General features: G+C 73.9%; 15 protein-coding genes. 2 read left to right on the forward strand and 13 right to left on the reverse strand.

Annotated features, from left to right (window positions below; translation table 11 throughout):
- Positions 1–19 precede the first annotated feature (19 nt).
- The 6 genes from ACQSSQ_RS13365 to ACQSSQ_RS13390 form a co-directional block, all read right to left on the reverse strand.
- Positions 20–1657, reverse strand: a complete 1638-nt coding sequence (locus ACQSSQ_RS13365; RefSeq protein WP_431327563.1) for a serine/threonine-protein kinase — start codon at positions 1655–1657, stop codon at positions 20–22.
- Between the two features lie 111 nt (positions 1658–1768).
- Positions 1769–4213, reverse strand: coding sequence for an ABC transporter permease (locus ACQSSQ_RS13370; protein WP_431327564.1), 2445 nt, complete (start codon positions 4211–4213; stop codon positions 1769–1771).
- Positions 4213–4965: an ABC transporter ATP-binding protein gene (locus tag ACQSSQ_RS13375; protein WP_431327565.1), complete on the reverse strand. Its 753-nt coding sequence runs from the start codon at positions 4963–4965 to the stop codon at positions 4213–4215. Before ACQSSQ_RS13375 ends, ACQSSQ_RS13370 begins: the two co-directional genes overlap by 1 nt.
- 102 nt (positions 4966–5067) lie before the next feature.
- Complete coding sequence (locus ACQSSQ_RS13380) at positions 5068–5763, reverse strand: response regulator (RefSeq protein ID WP_431327566.1); 696 nt, start codon at positions 5761–5763, stop codon at positions 5068–5070.
- Positions 5760–6968 (reverse strand): sensor histidine kinase, encoded by a 1209-nt coding sequence (locus ACQSSQ_RS13385; protein WP_431327567.1) that lies wholly within the window; start codon positions 6966–6968, stop codon positions 5760–5762. The genes ACQSSQ_RS13380 and ACQSSQ_RS13385 overlap by 4 nt, the downstream gene beginning before the upstream one ends.
- 34 nt (positions 6969–7002) lie before the next feature.
- The gene (locus ACQSSQ_RS13390; protein WP_431327568.1) at positions 7003–7989 is read right to left on the reverse strand and encodes a threonine ammonia-lyase; all 987 of its coding nucleotides are present in this window, start codon (positions 7987–7989) and stop codon (positions 7003–7005) included.
- A gap of 62 nt (positions 7990–8051) precedes the next feature.
- Here ACQSSQ_RS13390 and ACQSSQ_RS13395 point away from each other — a divergent pair, with 62 nt between their 5' ends.
- Positions 8052–8309 carry a PLDc N-terminal domain-containing protein gene (locus ACQSSQ_RS13395; protein WP_431327569.1) on the forward strand — a complete coding sequence of 86 codons (258 nt, stop codon included), beginning with the start codon at positions 8052–8054 and terminating at the stop codon, positions 8307–8309.
- Positions 8310–8328: 19 nt separating this feature from the next.
- On the opposite strand, the gene ccsB is transcribed toward ACQSSQ_RS13395, so the two are convergent.
- Genes ccsB through hemL form a run of 6 tightly spaced genes read right to left on the reverse strand, consistent with a single transcriptional unit; the run spans position 8329 to position 14338 of the window.
- Complete coding sequence (ccsB, locus tag ACQSSQ_RS13400; RefSeq protein WP_431327570.1) at positions 8329–9306, reverse strand: c-type cytochrome biogenesis protein CcsB; 978 nt, start codon at positions 9304–9306, stop codon at positions 8329–8331.
- Positions 9303–10988, reverse strand: a complete 1686-nt coding sequence (gene resB, locus ACQSSQ_RS13405) for a cytochrome c biogenesis protein ResB (RefSeq protein ID WP_431327571.1) — start codon at positions 10986–10988, stop codon at positions 9303–9305. The genes ccsB and resB overlap by 4 nt, the downstream gene beginning before the upstream one ends.
- Complete coding sequence (locus ACQSSQ_RS13410; RefSeq protein WP_431327572.1) at positions 10988–11749, reverse strand: cytochrome c biogenesis CcdA family protein; 762 nt, start codon at positions 11747–11749, stop codon at positions 10988–10990. Before ACQSSQ_RS13410 ends, resB begins: the two co-directional genes overlap by 1 nt.
- Positions 11749–12330, reverse strand: a complete 582-nt coding sequence (locus tag ACQSSQ_RS13415) for a TlpA family protein disulfide reductase (protein WP_431327573.1) — start codon at positions 12328–12330, stop codon at positions 11749–11751. The genes ACQSSQ_RS13410 and ACQSSQ_RS13415 overlap by 1 nt, the downstream gene beginning before the upstream one ends.
- The gene (locus ACQSSQ_RS13420; RefSeq protein WP_431327574.1) at positions 12327–12983 is read right to left on the reverse strand and encodes a histidine phosphatase family protein; all 657 of its coding nucleotides are present in this window, start codon (positions 12981–12983) and stop codon (positions 12327–12329) included. The genes ACQSSQ_RS13415 and ACQSSQ_RS13420 overlap by 4 nt, the downstream gene beginning before the upstream one ends.
- A 41-nt stretch (positions 12984–13024) precedes the next feature.
- A complete protein-coding gene (hemL, locus tag ACQSSQ_RS13425; protein WP_431327575.1) occupies positions 13025–14338 on the reverse strand; it encodes a glutamate-1-semialdehyde 2,1-aminomutase in 1314 nt (437 codons plus the stop codon).
- A 260-nt stretch (positions 14339–14598) separates the two neighbouring features.
- On the opposite strand from hemL, the gene ACQSSQ_RS13430 reads away from it, so the two are divergent.
- Positions 14599–16029 (forward strand): lytic transglycosylase domain-containing protein, encoded by a 1431-nt coding sequence (locus tag ACQSSQ_RS13430; protein WP_431327576.1) that lies wholly within the window; start codon positions 14599–14601, stop codon positions 16027–16029.
- Positions 16030–16048: 19 nt separating this feature from the next.
- On the opposite strand, the gene ACQSSQ_RS13435 is transcribed toward ACQSSQ_RS13430, so the two are convergent.
- Complete coding sequence (locus ACQSSQ_RS13435; protein ID WP_431327577.1) at positions 16049–16279, reverse strand: hypothetical protein; 231 nt, start codon at positions 16277–16279, stop codon at positions 16049–16051.
- Positions 16280–16281 lie beyond the last annotated feature (2 nt).

The raw sequence follows: 16281 nt of genomic DNA on the forward strand, positions 1-16281 counted from the left end.
GCGTACCTGGGTCGTGGCGTCACCCGTCCGTCGGATCGGCCGGCGGCGTCGTGCTGCCCGGGGTCGGGAGCGCCTCTCCGTCGTCGGTCGGCTGGGTCGTCGGCGCGGTCGTGGTGGGCGCCGGGGTCGTCGGCACCGTCGTGGGCGTGGTCGTCGGCGGTGTCGTCGTGGTCGTCTGGGTCGGGGTCGGCGTCGTCTGGGTCTCCGTCGGCGTCGTCTCCGTCGGCGTCGTCTCCGTCGGCGTGGTCTCGGTCGGCGTAGTCTCGGTCGGGGTCGTCCGACCCGTGTCCGTCGGCGTGGTGGTCGCGGTCTGCGTCGGGGTCGTCTCCGTCGGCGTGGGCGTGTCCGTCGGGTCCGCCGGGTCGTCGGCGCTGGCGAGGACGAGCCAGACCGCGGCGACCGCCGCGACCACGACCAGCGCGACCACGATCCAGGGTGCCCGCCGGGCCCAGGGCGAGGGCTCCTCGGGCGTACGACCGGCCTCGCCCACGGCCGTACCGTCGGTGGCCGCCCCGTCGGTGGCCGGACCGTCGGCTGCCGTCTGACCGACGGCCGTCTCCCCCGCGGCCGGGGTCGCGGGCCCCGCCGCCTCCTCCTGCGCGGCGACCGCGTCCTGCGCTCTCGTCGCTCCGTCCGCCGCCGCGGCTCCGGCCCCCAGCGCGGCACCCGCAGCGGCACCGCCGGCCGCGGCGGCAGCAGGTCCGAGCGCCGTCGCCGCCGCCTCCGTGGGGTCGTCGTCCACGGGGGTCCCGCCGACGACGGTGGCCTCACCCTCGGGATCGGCGACCGCCACGCCCGCCGCCGCCAGGACGGCTGCGACGTCACCGCCGTCGCGCACCGCCCGCAGGGCTGCCGCCGCACCGCGTGCGTCCGGCCGCTCGGCGGGGTCGCGCCGCGTCATCGCGCCCAGCGCCATGCCCCAGTCCGGCCCCAGCGACTCCGGGATCCGCGGAGGACGGTGCAGCCGCGCCGAGAGGGTCTCGACCCGTGACCCGGGGAACGGCTCCTCACCGGTCAGCGCCTCGAGCAGCACCAGCCCGAGCGCGTACACGTCGGCGCGCGGGCCCACCTCGTCGAGCACCGCCTGCTCGGGGCTGAGGTAGCGCGCGGTGCCGACCAGGAGGTCGGGCGACGTCAGGCGCGTGCCCTCGAGGTAGCGCGAGACCCCGAAGTCGGTGAGCTTGACCTCGTACGACCCGTCCTCGCGCTCGACCAGCATCACGTTCGACGGCTTGATGTCGCGGTGGATCACGCCGTTGTCGTGGATGGCGCCCAAGGCGTCACCGAGCTGCGCCCCCACGTCGGCAGCCGTGGTCGGGTCCAGCGGGCCGTCGACCAGCACGCGGCTGAGCGTCTTGCCGGCGACGAACTCCATCACCAGATAGGGGGTGTCGCCGTGCGCCTGCACGTCGAAGACGGTCACCAGACCCGGGTGGGAGACGCCCGCCCCGATCTTGGCCTCCATCTCGTGCCGCCGCAGGGCGTCCTCGACCTCGACCCCGGCCTCCGCGCGCATCAGCTTCACGGCCACCACACGACCGAGCAGCTCGTCGCGGGCACGGTAGACGTCCGCCATGCCGCCACGTCCGACGAGCGCCGACAGGCGGTAGCGCCCGTCGACGAGCTCGCCGACCCGGTCGTTCACCGGCTCCGACATCGACGGGCGCCCCACCTCTCCTGGTCGTCGGCCGGCGTCCCGCGACGCGGCCCCCTCCATTGTGGGGGGTCGCGGCGCAGGAGGCTAAAAGCCGACACGCGGCCCGCCCGGTCAGAGCATCGCGATCCCCTCCGCCGGCGACACCCGCGTCGCACGCCGCGCCGGTACGACGGAGGCGAGGAGCCCGGTCGCCGTCGCCACGCCGAGGACGATCGCCACCTGCGCCCACGGCACGGAGAAGGTCACGTCGTCGATCAGGCCTTCGGTGAGCCCCCGCACGCCGAGCCAGGCGTACGCCCCGCCGAGCGTGGTGCCGAGGACCGCCCCCACGCCCGCCATCAGCAGCGCCTCGCCGGCGAGCGTACGGCGCAGCCCGCGGCGGCTGAGCCCGAGCGCGCGGAGGACGGCGTTCTCCCGCGAGCGCTCGAGGACCGACAGGCTCAGTGTCCCCGCCATCCCGACCACCGCGATCAGGACGGCGACGGCCAGCAGGCCGACGGTGACCGCGAGGATCACGTCGAGCTGGACGTCGATCCATGCGCGCTGCGCCATGCTCCCCGCGACGTCGGCGCCACGGGAGGCAGCCACGGTGGCAGTGTCGGCCATGACCTGTTCGGCGGGGGCACCGTCGGCCCCGCGGGCCCACACCGCGCGCGGCTGGGGGGCCAGGCCGAGCGTGTCGAGCACGCCGGGAGCCACGAGCACCACCTCGCCGAGAGAGCCGCCACCGCGTGGACGGAGATCGAGGCTTCCGGAGACGGTCCGCAGCCGCGCGGTCTCGCCGTACGACAGGTCCAGCGCCTCGGAGAGCTCCTCGCCGACCACCAGCTCGCCCGTCCTGGGTGCGACGGCGTCACCGTGCAGGGTGCGCGCCGCCTCGGGACCCACCTCGAGCGCCAGGACGCGGCGACCGTCCATCTCGAGCTCCGCACCTGGCAGCGTCGTCGTGGACGCGACCCCCTCGACGTCGGCGACGCGCGCCTCCGTCCCGTCGGCCAGCGGGCCGCCGGTCGCGACCACACCCACGTCGAGGGCGTACTCGGCGTCGAGCTCGCGGTCCACGGTCCCGCGCAGCGAGGCGGTCCCGATCACCACCATCGTGATCAGCGTGACGCCCACGAGCAGCGCTGTCGACGTCGACGCCGTACGGCGCGGGTTGCGGACCACGTTGCCGGACGCGAGGCGCCCGGCCACGCCCGTCCGCGCGACCAGCGGCCCGACGAGCCGCAGGACGCCCGGCACCAGGAGCGGTGCGAGGACGACGACGCCGAGGAACGACGCCATGCCCCCGGCCAGGCCGACCGGGAGGAGGTCGCCAGTGCCGACCGCGAGACCCGCGGCACCGATGCCGAGGAGAGCGACGCCCAGCGCGACGCGTACCCAGCCCGCTCCCCCGCTCAGGCCGGTCGTCTCGTGCGGGCGCAGCGCCTCGAGCGGCGCGAGGCGCGCGACCCTGCGGGCCGGGAGCACGGTCGCCCCGACCGCGGCCACGACGCCGATCGCGAACGGCAGCCCGACGCCGAGCGGGCTCAGCGAGACCGCTCCGAGCGCGAGACCGGTGGTCCAGGCCCCCAGCGCGGCGACCGCGGCACCGCCGAGGCCCCAGCCGAGGAGGACGCCCACCGTGGCCGCCGCCACGCCGAGCGCGAGCGACTCCAGACGGAGCGAGCGGACGATCTGGCGCCGCGTCGCCCCCACGCAGCGCAGCAGCGCGAGCTCGCGGCGGCGCTGGGCGAGGACGATCGTGACCGTGTTGGCGATGACCAGCGTGCCCACGAACGCGGCGATCGCCGCGAAGACCAGCACGAGCCGCTGGAGCACGTCCACGTCCTTCGTCGCCTCGGTCACCTTGGCGTCCACCCATGCGTCCCGCGCGAGGACCGGGTGGATGCCGTCGGCGTCGACGGCGGCACGCACCGCGTCCGTCGCCCGCGCGACGCCGGCGCCCGAGGCTGCGCGCACCGACACGTCGCTCACCGTGAGCATGTCCCCGAGCCGGGCGGCGACGGGCTCCGAGACGTAGAGGGACGCCCCCAGCGTGCCGCCCGGGCTGGTCGTGAAGCCGGTGACCACGACCTCCGACGGGCCGCGCTCCCCCTCGACCGTGACGGTGTCGCCCAGCGCCACGCCGTACCGCTCGGCGCTCGAGGCCGCGATCAGTCCCTCGCGGGGCCGCTGCGGCGCCTCCCCCTCGGTGATCTCCTGCCAGCGCAGACCGTCGTCGGTCGCGACGGTGCCCACGCTCATCAGCCGGCGTACCGATCCGGCCTCCACCGCGAGGAAGCCGGTCCGGTTCGCGACCGCCGCCTCCACCCCGTCGGCCCCTCGGATCGTCCTCGCCAGCGCCTCGGCCGTGCGCGAGTCGTCGTCCGACGCGTCGACGACGACGTCGGCGCCGGCGTACTGGGCGACGACGTCCGCCCGGAGGCCGTCGCGCGCGGCTCCGCTGAGCGCGTTCACCGCGACCATGAAGGCGACGGACATGACGATGGCGGCAGCGGCCGTCACGTACCGGCGTGCGTGGGCCCGCAGCGACCCCCAGAGCACGGTGCGCATCAGGCCCCCAGCCCGGCGATCGCGGCGACGACGTCCTCGGCGCTCGGGCTCTCGAGCGTCCCGGCGAGCCGCCCGTCGCGGAGCAGCACCGCACGGTCGGCGTGCGCGGCCGCCGTCGGCTCGTGCGTCACCATGACCACCGTCTGCCCCAGCTCGTCCACGGAGCGACGGAGGAAGCCGAGGACCTCGGCGCTCGAGCGGCTGTCGAGGTTGCCGGTCGGCTCGTCGGCGAACACCACGTCCGGCGACGGCAGCAGGGCTCGCGCGATCGCGACCCGCTGCTGCTGGCCGCCGGACAGCTCCGACGGGCGGTGCGAGAGGCGGTCGCCCAGGCCGAGGACCTCGACGAGGGTGTCGAGCCGCTGCAGGTCCGGCTGGCGCCCGGCGAGGTCGAGCGGGAGCAGGATGTTCTGCCGTGCGGTGAGCGTCGGGAGCAGGTTGAACGCCTGGAAGACGAAGCCGACGTGCTCGCGGCGGAAGCGCGTGAGGGCGTTGTCATCGAGGTCCCCGAGCTCCACGCCCGCGACCTCGACGTCGCCCGACGTCGGGGTGTCGAGACCGGCGAGGCAGTGCATCAGGGTCGACTTGCCGGAGCCGGACGGGCCCATGATCGCGGTGAGGCGGGCGCGCTCGACGTCGAGGTCGACGCCGTCGAGCGCCCGGACCTGCGCCTGGCCTCGGCCGTAGGTCTTGACGAGGTCGCGGGCGCGCGCGGCCGTCCGGGTGGGTGCGGTGACAGGGATCGTTGGCATGCCGACCACGCTAGGAATCCGGCAGCCCCTGGCGCGTCGGTCCGCAGGTCCGTCCGCGCCCGCGGCGGGTCATACCGCGGTCGTACGCCGTCGCGACCGAGGTCAGGTCGCGGGGCGGACGAGACCGGTGTCGTAGGCGAGGACCACCAGCTGCACCCGGTCGCGGCTGCCGGTCTTGGAGAGCAGACGCCCGATGTGCGTCTTGACCGTCGGCTCCGCCACCACCAGGCGGGTCGCGATCTCGGTGTTGGTCAGGCCCTGTGCCACCAGGAGCAGCACCTCCTGCTCGCGCTCGGTCAGCGACTCCAGCCGCGGGTCCGGGACCGCCTCCCCGTCGGGCAGGTGGTCGGCGAACCGCTCGAGCATCCGCCGGGTCGCGCTGGGAGCCACCACGGCCTCGCCGCGGTGCACGTCGCGGATCGCGCTCAGCAGGACCTCGGGCGGTGCGTCCTTCAGCAGGAACGCCGACGCGCCCGCGCGCAGGCCGCTGTAGACGTACTCGTCGAGGTCGAACGTCGTGAGCACCACGATGCGCGCCGCCGTCCCCCGCTCGGTGAGGACCCGGGTCGCGGCCACGCCGTCGAGCCGCGGCATGCGGACGTCCATCAGCACGACGTCGGCACCGGTCACCGACAGCCGCTCGACCGCCTCCAGGCCGTCGGCCGCCTCGCCGACCACGTCCATGTCCGGCTGCGACTCGACCAGCATCCGGAAGCCAGCCCGGACGAGCTGCTGGTCGTCGACGAGGAACACCCGCAGCGGGCGTGTCGCGGCTCCGTCGTCGGGGGATGCGGTCACGAGGTCTCCTTCTCGTACGGGCTGGTCTCGTCGGCGCCGGTCTCGTACGGGATGCGCGCCTCGACCCGGAACCCGCCTCCGAGCAGCGGCCCGGCGACGACGGTGCCGTCGTGGATCGCGATGCGCTCGCGGATGCCGCGGATGCCGTGGCCGCCCCCGGTCGTGGTCCCGGCCGGAACCGGCTGTGTCCCGCCGTCGTCCTCGACCCGGACCAGGACGTGGTCGCCGGCGACGGTCACCTGGACGCGCGCGCGGACCCCCGGTCCGGCGTGTTTGAGCGTGTTGGTGAGGGCTTCCTGGACCACGCGGTAGACGGTCAGACCGGCGGCTCCGTCCACGACCGACGGGTCGCCGTGCAGCTCCGTACGGACGTCGAGCCCGCTCTTGCGGACCTGCGCGATCAGCGTCGGCACGTCCGTCGCGGTCGGCATCGGCGCCCGCTGCGTCGCCTCGGCGTCGTCCTCCTCGCGCAGCAGCCCGAGGAGCCGCCGCATCTCGGCGAGGGACTGGCGCGAGGTGCGCGAGATCGTCTCCAGGGTCTCGACCGCCGTCTCGGGGCGGGTCCGGGAGGCGTAGAGCGCGCCGTCGGCCTGCACCACGATCACCGACAGGCTGTGTGCGACGACGTCGTGCATCTCCCGCGCGATCCGGGCGCGCTCGGCGGCCGCCGCGATCTGCGCCTGCTGGGCCGCGTCGCGCTCGAGCTGCCGGGCGCGCTCCTCGAGGCCGGCGACGTACTCGCGACGGGTGCGCATGTACGCGCCCAGCGCCCACGGCGCGACGACGACCAGGCTCATCATCACGACGGTCGCGACCGCGCTCGCCTCCGGGGAGTCGCGGTACCAGTCGGCTGTGGACAGGAGGGCGCCCAGGAAGCCGACCCCGAGGCCCGCCCGCCGCGCCCACGACGGCCCGTAGGCGGCGATCGCGTAGAGCGACAGCAGCAGGGCGACGTCGGCGTAGTACGGGAGGTCCGTCAGGAACAGCTGCCCGGCCAGCAGCACGGCGACCGCGGCGAAGGAGGCGACCGGCGCGGTCCGCCGCCACGCCAGCGGCAGGAAGATCAGGATCTGGTACGCCGCGTCGACGCGGCCGACGCCCGTCTCGCCCAGTGCGAACGGCACGAGCGGGAGGGCGAGCAGGCCCGTCAGGATCGCGTCCACCGCGAACGGGTGCGCGCGCGTCCACGACGTCGGGTTCCTCACCCCGCCAGGGTAGGCGCCGTCCGCCGCCCACCCATCAGACCACGGTCTGATCCTGCGTCCCCACCAGCGCCGCGAGCAGCGAGGGATCGATGTTGGCCCCCGAGGCGATCGCGACGGTCGTCCCTGCCCCGCCGCCGACCCGCCCCGCGAGCACCGCGGCGGCCGCGACCGCTCCGCTGGGCTCGACGACCAGCCGCGCCCCGCGCACCACCACGCCGACCGCGGCGAGGATCTCCTCCTCCGACACCGTGACCACGTCGTCGACGTATGCGGTGATGTGCTCCCAGTTGAGCACCCCCACCGAGTCCGTGCGCAGGCCGTCGGCGACGGTCCGCGAGGTGTCCTCGACCGACCAGACCCGCCGCTCGCCGGCGGCCCAGCCCTCGGCGAGGTCCCCCGCGAGCTCCGGCTCGACCGCGACGACGCGGACGTCGGGACGCAGGGCCTTCACTGCGGCCGCGATCCCGCTCACGAGCCCTCCCCCGCTCACCGGTACGACGACGGTGCCGAGGTCGGGCACCTGCTCGACGACCTCGAGGCCGACCGTGCCCTGCCCGGCGATCACGCGCGCGTCGTCGTACGGGGGGATCAGCTCGGCCCCGGTCTCCGCGGCGATCTTCTCCGCCCGGGCGTGCCGCTCCGAGGGCGCGACCATCACGATCTCGGCACCCCACCGCCGGGTCGCGGCGACCTTGATCGCGGGCGCCGTCTCGGGGATGACGATCGTGGCGCGCACGCCGGCCGCGTGAGCGGCGTACGCGACGGCCTGGGCGTGGTTGCCCGACGAGTGGGTGACCACACCGGCGCGCCGCTGCTCGTCGTCGAGGAGGGCCACCGCGTTCGTCGCACCGCGCAGCTTGAAGGCTCCCGTGGGCTGGAGACCCTCGGCCTTCACCGCGAACGGGACCCTCCCGTCGGGGGCCACCAGCGGCACGACCGGCGTCCGCAGGCAGGTGCCCGCGATGCGCTCGGCGGCGGCTCGGAGGTCGGCGAGGGAGACGAGCGGGGAGTCGGCAGTCATGCAGCCAGCGTAGGTCGCCGGTTGCTCTGACTACGGCTCGACCGCGCGGGTAGGCTGGCGGCATGGGGAAGGCGATTCCGATCATCATCGTCATCGCGTTCGCGGTGTACGCACTGTTCGACGTGATCGCCACGCCGCGTGACCGGGTCCGCTACCTGCCGAAGCCGCTCTGGGCGATCGTCGCGCTGGTGCCTGCGCTCGGCGTCGTGACGTGGCTGGTGTTCGGCAAGGTGCGGACCAAGCCGGCCGGTCCCCCGCGCCCGCAGCGCCCGATCGCGCGCGGGCCCGACGACGACCCGGACTTCCTGCGCGGGCTCTGACCCGGCGGCCCTCCGCCTGCTACTTCGCGTACGAGTGCAGGCCGGGGAAGAACAGGTTCACGCCGACGAAGTTGAACACGAACGTCGCGAAGGCGATCAGCGCCAGGATCGCGGCGGCCTTGCCCTTCCACCCCGCCGTGGCCCGCGCGTGCAGGTAGCCCGCGTAGGCGACCCACGTGATGAAGGCCCAGACCTCCTTGGGGTCCCAGCCCCACGGGCGGCCCCAGGCGTGCTCGGCCCAGATCGGCCCGGAGATCAGCGCCGCGAACGTCCACACCGGGAACGAGAACGCGGTGACGCGGTAGGCGAGCTGGTCCATCGACGCGGCGCTGGGGAGCCGGCTCAGGTAGCCCTTGGCCCCGCCCTTCGCGTCGGCGCGGGTCCGCAGCAGGTAGAGCACGGAGGCGCCGGCCCCGACGAGGAACCCGGCGCCGGCGACCATCGCGGAGATGACGTGGATGACGAGCCAGTACGAGTTGAGCGCGGGCACCAGCGGGCCGGCCGGGACGTAGACCGTCATCGAGAGGCCGAGCACGATCACGGAGAAGCCGAGGACGATCGGCGCGAGCCACTGGACCTTCAGGAGCCCGACCATCACGAGGTAGCCCGCGAGCACGACGGCGATGCCGGTGGTCGCGAACTCGTACATGTTGCCCCACGGCACGCGCTCGGCGGCCAGGCCGCGGGCGACGACCCCGGCCAGCAGCACGAGGAAGCCCAGGACCGTCAGCGAGAAGGCGATCCGGCCGAAGAGGTCCGAGCGCTCCTCAGCGAGCTCGGCGTCCGCCGTCCCGGTCTCGGCGCCGGCGTCCGGGGTCCCCGTCGCGACCTTGCCGCCGGCACCGACGAGCGCCGGCTCGGCGACGGAGCGCTGGGCGCGTACGGCCCGGGAGCCGAAGGCCCACTGCGCCACCGACGCCAGCCACGCCAGGGCCAGGACCGCCGTCGCGGACGCGATCGCGTAGTTGGAGAAGTTGGCCCAGTCCTCGAGTGTCATCCCTCGTCCTCGCTCGTGCGGCTCGCGCCGGCCGTGCGCTGCGCAGCGCCACCCGTCTCCGACGCCGCGTCGTAGTCCGTGCCAGTATGCCCCGTGCGTCCGGCGAGCCGCTCGGCGAGGTCGTCGACGCTCTGCGCGACGTCGCTGCGCGGCACGCGGTCCAGCGCCGCGATCTCGACGACGGTCACGCCGTCCTCACGCCGCCGGGCGCGCACCCACGTCCGCCGCGGGCGCACCGTCAGCGACAGGATCAGCCCGATCACGCCGATCGAGACGCCCCACAGCGGCACCATCACACCGGGCTGCGCGCTGAACTGGAACCGCGCGAACTGCCGCAGCTCCACGAACTCGATCGTCCCGGCCCCGTCCGGCAGCGAGACGCTCTCGCCCGGCGTGAGCATGATCCGCAGCGGCTTGCCGTCGTCGCCCATGAACTGGGTCAGCCCGTCCTTGTCGAGGACGTAGACCGACTGCGACTCACCGTCGTCCAGCCCGAGGTCGCCGTAGTAGGCGAACAGGCCGAGCAGCGGGTTGGCCGCGGCCGGGTGCGCCGACACCGGGATCTCCTCCTCGCCGGTCGAGACCGCGGTCGGCAGGAAGAACCCCTGGAAGCCGAGCTGCTCGGGGCGTGCGTCGGGGACCTTCACGACGCCGTTGGACGTGTACGTCGCGTCGGCCGGGAGGAACGGCACCGCGTCCTCGAACACGACGCGGCCCTTGCCGTCGGTCACCCGGATCACCGGGGCGTACCCCTGGCCGACCAGGTAGACCGACGCGCCGTCGACGCGCAGCGGGTGGTTGACCTTCAGCTCGTACGGCCGTGGCTCGTCCCCCGGCGCGTCGGTGACCGTGCCGGTGGCGACGAAGCTGCGCGGCGCGCCGCGCTGCGGCCCTTCGAGCTCGAACTTCGCCTCGAAGTCGTCGAGGGTGAGCGAGAACGGCGGGAGGTCGTCAGTGTCGAAGAGCCCGCCGGCGGTGAACTCGTCGAACTGGGTGAGCGTGTTGGAGAAGCCGCTGCCCTCGGAGACGATCGCGTTGCCGCGGTAGCCCAGCAGGCTCATCGAGGCCACGCCGACGAGCACGACGACCAGGCTCACGTGGAAGACGAGGTTGCCGAGCTCGCGCAGGTAGCCGGTCTCCGCGCGTACCTCGCCCGCGACGACGGAGCCGGCGTCGTCGGTCTCGGAGACGGTGTCCTTGCGGGCCCGACCGATGGCCTTCGCCGCGTCGGCGAGGACGGTCTCGACGTCCGCCGTGGTCTCGTACGTCGCCGAGGCCGGCAGGCGGGAGAAGTTGCGCGGGGCGCGGGGCGGCCGAGCGCGAAGGGCCTTCGCGTAGACGCTGATCCGCGGGACGATGCACCCGACCAGCGACACCATCAGGAGGATGTAGATCGCGCTGAACCACACCGACGTGTAGACGTGGAACGCGCCGAGCTTGTCGAGCACGGGGGCGAGGTCGGGGTGGCGCTCGAAGTAGGCCTGGACGGCGCGGGCGTCGACCGAGCGCTGCGGGACGATCGAGCCCGGGACGGCTGCGAGCGCGAGGAGGAGCAGCAGGAAGAGCGCCGTGCGCATCGACGTGAGCTGGCGCCACGCCCACCGCAGCGTCTCGACGAACGAGAGCGCCGGTGCTGCGCCGCCGCGGCCCTTCTTGGTCGGAGCCCGTCGATCGTCCGCCATCACACCACCGGCCTGAAGCTGCCGACCCACGAGGTCAGCTCGGTCATCAGCTGCCCCCACAGCCCTGTCACGAGGAGGACGCCGACGGCCACGAGCAGCCCGCCGCCGACCAGCGAGATCGTCCGCTGGTGCCGGCGCACCCACTGGGTGGCCCGCGCGAACCGGCTGAACGCCAGCGCCGCGAGCAGGAACGGGATGCCGAGGCCGAGGCAGTACACGAAGGTGAGGAAGGCACCGCGTCCCGCGGTCCCCTCGCCATACGCGAGGCTGAGGACGGCGCCGAGGGCCGGGCCGATGCACGGCGTCCAGCCGATCGCGAAGAGCACGCCCAGCAGCGGGGCGACCGCCAGCCCGACCGACGGCACCGCGTGGACGCGGACGTCTCGCTGGAGCCACGGGACGAACCCCATGAACCCGAGGCCGAGCAGGATGACGACGATGCCCATGACGATCGAGATCGGCCGCTCGTACTCCCGCAGCTCGTAGCCGATCGAGCCGAACAGGACGCCGTAGGAGACGAAGACGGCACTGAATCCGAGGACGAAGAGCGCGGCGCCGGCGACCAGCCGCCCACGCTGCCGGACCGACTTCTCCTCCGCGGCCACCTCCGCCGCCGTCATCCCGGAGACGTAGGAGAGGTATCCGGGCAGCAGCGGCACGACGCAGGGCGAGAAGAACGACACGAGCCCGGCCAGGAGCGCGACGCACGTGGCGACGAGCAACGAGCCGGACATGACCGCGTCGGTCGCCCACCCACCCATCAGGCGGCCCCCGCGTCCTCGATCAGCCCGCGCAGCGTCGACTCCGAGATCGAGCCGAGCACGCGTGCGGCGACGGTCCCGTCGGGCGCGATCACCCAGGTCGTGGGGACCGCCATCGACGGGAGGCTGTCACGGAACCCGAGCACGGCCTGACCGGTCCGGTCGTAGATCGACGGGTAGGTGATGCCGAAGTTCTCGTCGTAGGCCAGCGCGGCCTCGCGCGAGTCGCGGATGTTGATGCCGAGGAACTGCACGTCGTCGCCGGTCTCGGCGTCGAGCGCCGCGAACGCCGGCGCCTCGACGCGGCAGTCGGCGCACCACGATCCCCAGACGTTGACGACCACGGTCTTGCCGGCGAAGTCCGCCAGCGCGACCTGCTCGCCCTCGAGGGTCTCCCCCGACAGCTCCGGGGCCGGCTCCCGCTCGGACGCCGCCGGGACGGTAATGCTGCCGTCACCGGCGACGAATCCCCCCGTGGTCTCGTCCGCCTGGGTCGCCGACGAGCAGCCGGCGAGCAGGGCCACCGCGGCGACGGAGGCGAGCAGACGGCCGGCGAGCTGACGGGGGGTTCGGGAGGTCATGCGCCGCCGACGAACTTCTTGCGGAGCTTGGCGGGGATCAGGTCGCCGGCGGGCTCGTTGTACGCGACCGCCACGGGGACGTCGCCCTCGTACGTGACCGAGGTGACGCTGGCGAGGGAGCACTGGCGCTTGCGCGGGTCGTGGAGGTAGCGGCGTCGCTCGACGGTCAGCCGCGCGACCCAGATCGGCAGCTGGTGCGAGACGATCACGGCCTCGTGGCCGCGCGCGGCGTCGCGGGCATCGGCCATCGCGGCGAGCATGCGGGCCGCGATCTGCTTGTACGGCTCACCCCACGACGGCGTGGTGGGGTTGCGCAGCATCCACCACACGCTCGGGTGACGCAGGGAGCCGTCGCCCACGCCGAAGGTCCTGCCCTCGAACTGGTTGCCGGCCTCGATCACGCGGGGGTCGGTGGTGACCTCGAGCCCGAGCGTCTTGGCGATCGGCTCCATCGTCTCCTGCGCGCGTTCCAGCGGGGAGGCGACGAGGTGCGTGACGTCGGTGCCCTCGAAGTACTCCGCACCGCGCTCGGCCATCTGGCGACCCAGGTCGGAGAGGTGGTAGTCGGGGAGACGTCCGTAGAGGACGCCGGCGGGGTTGTGCACCTCGCCGTGCCGCATCAGGTGGACGGTGGTGCGGTCCTGGGTGGTCATGGGGTCATTCTCGCCGGTCGTTCGGGGATCTGGTCGGGTGGTCAGGCCTTCAGCGCCTCCGCCGCGGCCGCAGCCGCCGGCCGGAGTGCCCGCTCGACGGCGTCGAGCGCGTCGTCGTCGAGCGCGTCGGAGACGAACCACGCCTCGAACGCGCTCGGCGGGAGGTAGACGCCGTGGTCGAGCATCGCGTGGAAGAACGCCTTGTACGCCGGCTGGCTCTGCGCCTGCGCGTCGGCGAAGTCGACGACCGGCTCCGAGCGGCCCAGGAACACGCTGAACAGGTTGCCGGCGGCCTGGACGACGTGGGGGACCCCCGCCGCGTCGAGCGCCTTCGTGGCGAGTCCCTGGACGCTGGTCGAGACGGCGTCGAGGTGGGCGTAGACCTCGTCGGTCGCGAGCCGGAGGGTGGTCAGGCCGGCGGTGGTCGCGACAGGGTTCCCCGACAGGGTCCCGGCCTGGTAGACCGGGCCCTCGGGCGCCAGCTGGCGCATGATCTCCTCGCGCCCGCCGAAGGCAGCCGCCGGGAAGCCGCCGCCCATCACCTTGCCGAACGTCATGAGGTCGGGCGCCCAGCCCTCCTGCGCGCCGTCGAGGCCCCAGTGGCCGCTGCGGCTGACGCGGAAGCCGGTCATGACCTCGTCGGAGACGAACAGCGCCCCGTGCTCGCGGCAGGTCTCGGCCAGGAACGCGTTGAAGCCCGGCAGCGGCGGGACGGCACCCATGTTGCCCGGCGCGGCCTCGGTGATGACGCAGGCGATCTGGGCGCCGTGCTCGGCGAACGCCGCCGCCACGGCGTCGCGGTCGTTGTAGGGGAGGACGAGCGTCTGGGAGGTCGACGCCGACGGGATGCCGGGTGTGCCCGGCAGGCCGAACGTCACCACGCCCGACCCCGCCTCGACCAGGAGGGCGTCGACGTGACCGTGGTAGCAGCCGGCGAACTTCACCACGAGGTCGCGGCCGGTCCACCCCCGGGCGAGCCGGATCGCCGACATCGTCGCTTCGGTGCCCGACGAGACCATGCGGACCAGGTCGACCGGGGTGCGCGCGACGATCTCCTCGGCGAGGGCGACCTCCGGCTCGCTCGGCGTCCCGAAGGAGGTGCCGCGGCTCGCCGCCTCACGGACGGCCTCGATCACCTCCGGACGGGCGTGCCCGAGCAGCATCGGACCCCACGACGCGACCAGGTCGACGTACGTGTTGCCGTCGACGTCGGTGAGCGTCGCGCCGCGGCCCTCACGCATGAACCGCGGGGTGCCGCCCACGGCGCGGAAGGCGCGGACCGGGGAGTTCACGCCACCCGGCGAGACGGCACGAGCGCGGTCGAAGAGCTGCTGGGAGATCTCGGATCCAGGCACCCCGCCATTGTCCCTGACGACCCAAGTCGCCCCGAGATCGGGACGAAGGGGGCGACGGTACGACGTATGTACGGACGTATGAAGAGTCGGTGAACTTCGCCCGAGGAAACCCGCTGAGCCGGCATCGCGTCTAGGGTGGAGCCTAAGGAAGTCCTGAGACGGTGGCCACAACACGCCACCCTCACCTAGGGTGAGCGGTGGACGCGCGGTGTCACAGCACGTCCACGAGAGTTCGGGCTCGCGAAGGAGTGATCGACGGCATGGGGGCACGCGGAAGCCGCAGACCGGGCGGCAGGCGCACCAGCTGGTGGCAGACCACGGCTGCGCTCCTCCCCTGCGCGATGATCGCGGGAGCCTGGGGTGCCGCGGTCGCGCTGCCCAAGCAGCCGGGCACGGTCGACAGCGCCGCCTACTCCGCCTACACCGAGCAGTCTCCCGAGGTGCCGGTCTCCGGCCCCGACCTCCAGGTCACACCGCTCCAGGACCCGGTGCAGCAGCAGTCGACCAGCAACCTCGCCCCGGCCGGGCTCACCGCGGCGCCGTCCGACATCCCCGCGCCGGCGCTCGCCGCCTACCAGCGGGCTGCCAACGTGATGGCCGCGACCAAGCCGGAGTGCAAGCTGTCGTGGGAGCTCCTCGCCGCGATCGGGCGGGTCGAGTCCAACCACGGCCAGTTCGGCGGCGCCACCGTCACCAGCACCGGCGCGACGACCCGCGCCATCATCGGCATCCCCCTCGACGGCACCAACAACACCGCGAGCATCCCCGACACCGACAAGGGCGCCTGGGACGGCGACGCGAAGTGGGACCGCGCGGTCGGGCCCATGCAGTTCATCCCGTCCACCTGGGCCTCGGTCGGGGTCGACGCGGACGGCGACGGCAAGGCCGACCCCAACAACATCAACGACGCCGCGCTCGGCGCGGCCGTCTACCTCTGCGTCGGCGGCCACGACCTGAGCACCGACGCGGGTGCACGCGCGGCTCTCATGTCCTACAACCGCTCGACGGCCTACGCCGACCAAGTCCTCGCGATCGCCCGCGCGTACGCGTCGACCAACCCGCTCTCGCTGCTCCCGAACTTCCCGTTCCCGACCAGCCCGGTCGCTCCCCTCGGCCCGGTCACGCCGCAGCCGCCGACCGCGACCTTCCCCGGTGGCCCGGGCGCCGGCGGGTCGCAGCCGACTCCGATGTACGTGCTGATCGGCGTCGACAAGCCGGCGACGCCGAAGCCCCCGTCGCCGGGAGGCGTGCTGACGCCGCCGTCGAAGCCGACGCCGGGCAAGCCCACCAAGCCGACGGACCCGACCGATCCCACGGATCCGACGGACCCCACGGATCCGACCGACCCGACGGACCCCACGGATCCGACAGATCCCACGGACCCGACGACGCCGACCGACCCGACGACGCCGACCGACCCGACGACGCCGACCGACCCGACCACACCGACCGAGCCCTCGACGCCGACCGACCCGCCGGCCACCACGCCGCCGAGCGAGACGGCACCGTCGGAGACCGCCCCGAGCGAGCCCGCCGCACAGGAGCCGACCGCCCAGGAGAAGGCACAGGCGTTCTGCGCCGGGCTGGACGTCAGCGACGAGGTCCGCGCGACGTGCGTCGACGCCTACGTCGCGGCGTACCCGAACGGCGAGGCGGCGGCACAGGACGCCGCCCGCGCCGCTGCGGCCTGAGCGACGACGCCGAGCGACGTCAGACGCGCTCCGGCTCCACGCGCCGTCGGCGCACCACGATCACGAACCCGATCGTGAACAGCACGAGGGCGATGGCCGCGCCGGCGAGCTGGATCGCGGTCTCGGGGGGCCATGTGCCCGTGCCCTCCTCGTCGACCCGGTAGCCCGTCGTCAGCATGCTCACGGCGGCCGCACCGCCGAGACCGACTCCTAGACCGAAGAGCAACCAACCGATCTCACGCACCGTCACGG

Source organism: Mumia spirodelae, from assembly GCF_050632745.1.
Lineage (GTDB): Bacteria > Actinomycetota > Actinomycetes > Propionibacteriales > Nocardioidaceae > Mumia.

Bases quoted from the DNA above. Each gene is read 5' to 3' on its own strand.
- resB (WP_431327571.1), bottom strand. From the start codon at position 10,988: ATGGCGGACGATCGACGGGCTCCGACCAAGAAGGGCCGCGGCGGCGCA.
- ACQSSQ_RS13390 (WP_431327568.1), bottom strand. From the start codon at position 7,989: ATGACTGCCGACTCCCCGCTCGTCTCCCTCGCCGACCTCCGAGCCGCC.
- ACQSSQ_RS13410 (WP_431327572.1), bottom strand. From the start codon at position 11,749: ATGGGTGGGTGGGCGACCGACGCGGTCATGTCCGGCTCGTTGCTCGTC.
- ACQSSQ_RS13415 (WP_431327573.1), bottom strand. From the start codon at position 12,330: ATGACCTCCCGAACCCCCCGTCAGCTCGCCGGCCGTCTGCTCGCCTCC.
- ACQSSQ_RS13370 (WP_431327564.1), bottom strand. From the start codon at position 4,213: ATGCGCACCGTGCTCTGGGGGTCGCTGCGGGCCCACGCACGCCGGTAC.
- ccsB (WP_431327570.1), bottom strand. From the start codon at position 9,306: ATGACACTCGAGGACTGGGCCAACTTCTCCAACTACGCGATCGCGTCC.
- ACQSSQ_RS13375 (WP_431327565.1), bottom strand. From the start codon at position 4,965: ATGCCAACGATCCCTGTCACCGCACCCACCCGGACGGCCGCGCGCGCC.
- ACQSSQ_RS13430 (WP_431327576.1), top strand. From the start codon at position 14,599: ATGGGGGCACGCGGAAGCCGCAGACCGGGCGGCAGGCGCACCAGCTGG.
- ACQSSQ_RS13365 (WP_431327563.1), bottom strand. From the start codon at position 1,657: ATGTCGGAGCCGGTGAACGACCGGGTCGGCGAGCTCGTCGACGGGCGC.
- ACQSSQ_RS13395 (WP_431327569.1), top strand. From the start codon at position 8,052: ATGGGGAAGGCGATTCCGATCATCATCGTCATCGCGTTCGCGGTGTAC.
- ACQSSQ_RS13420 (WP_431327574.1), bottom strand. From the start codon at position 12,983: ATGACCACCCAGGACCGCACCACCGTCCACCTGATGCGGCACGGCGAG.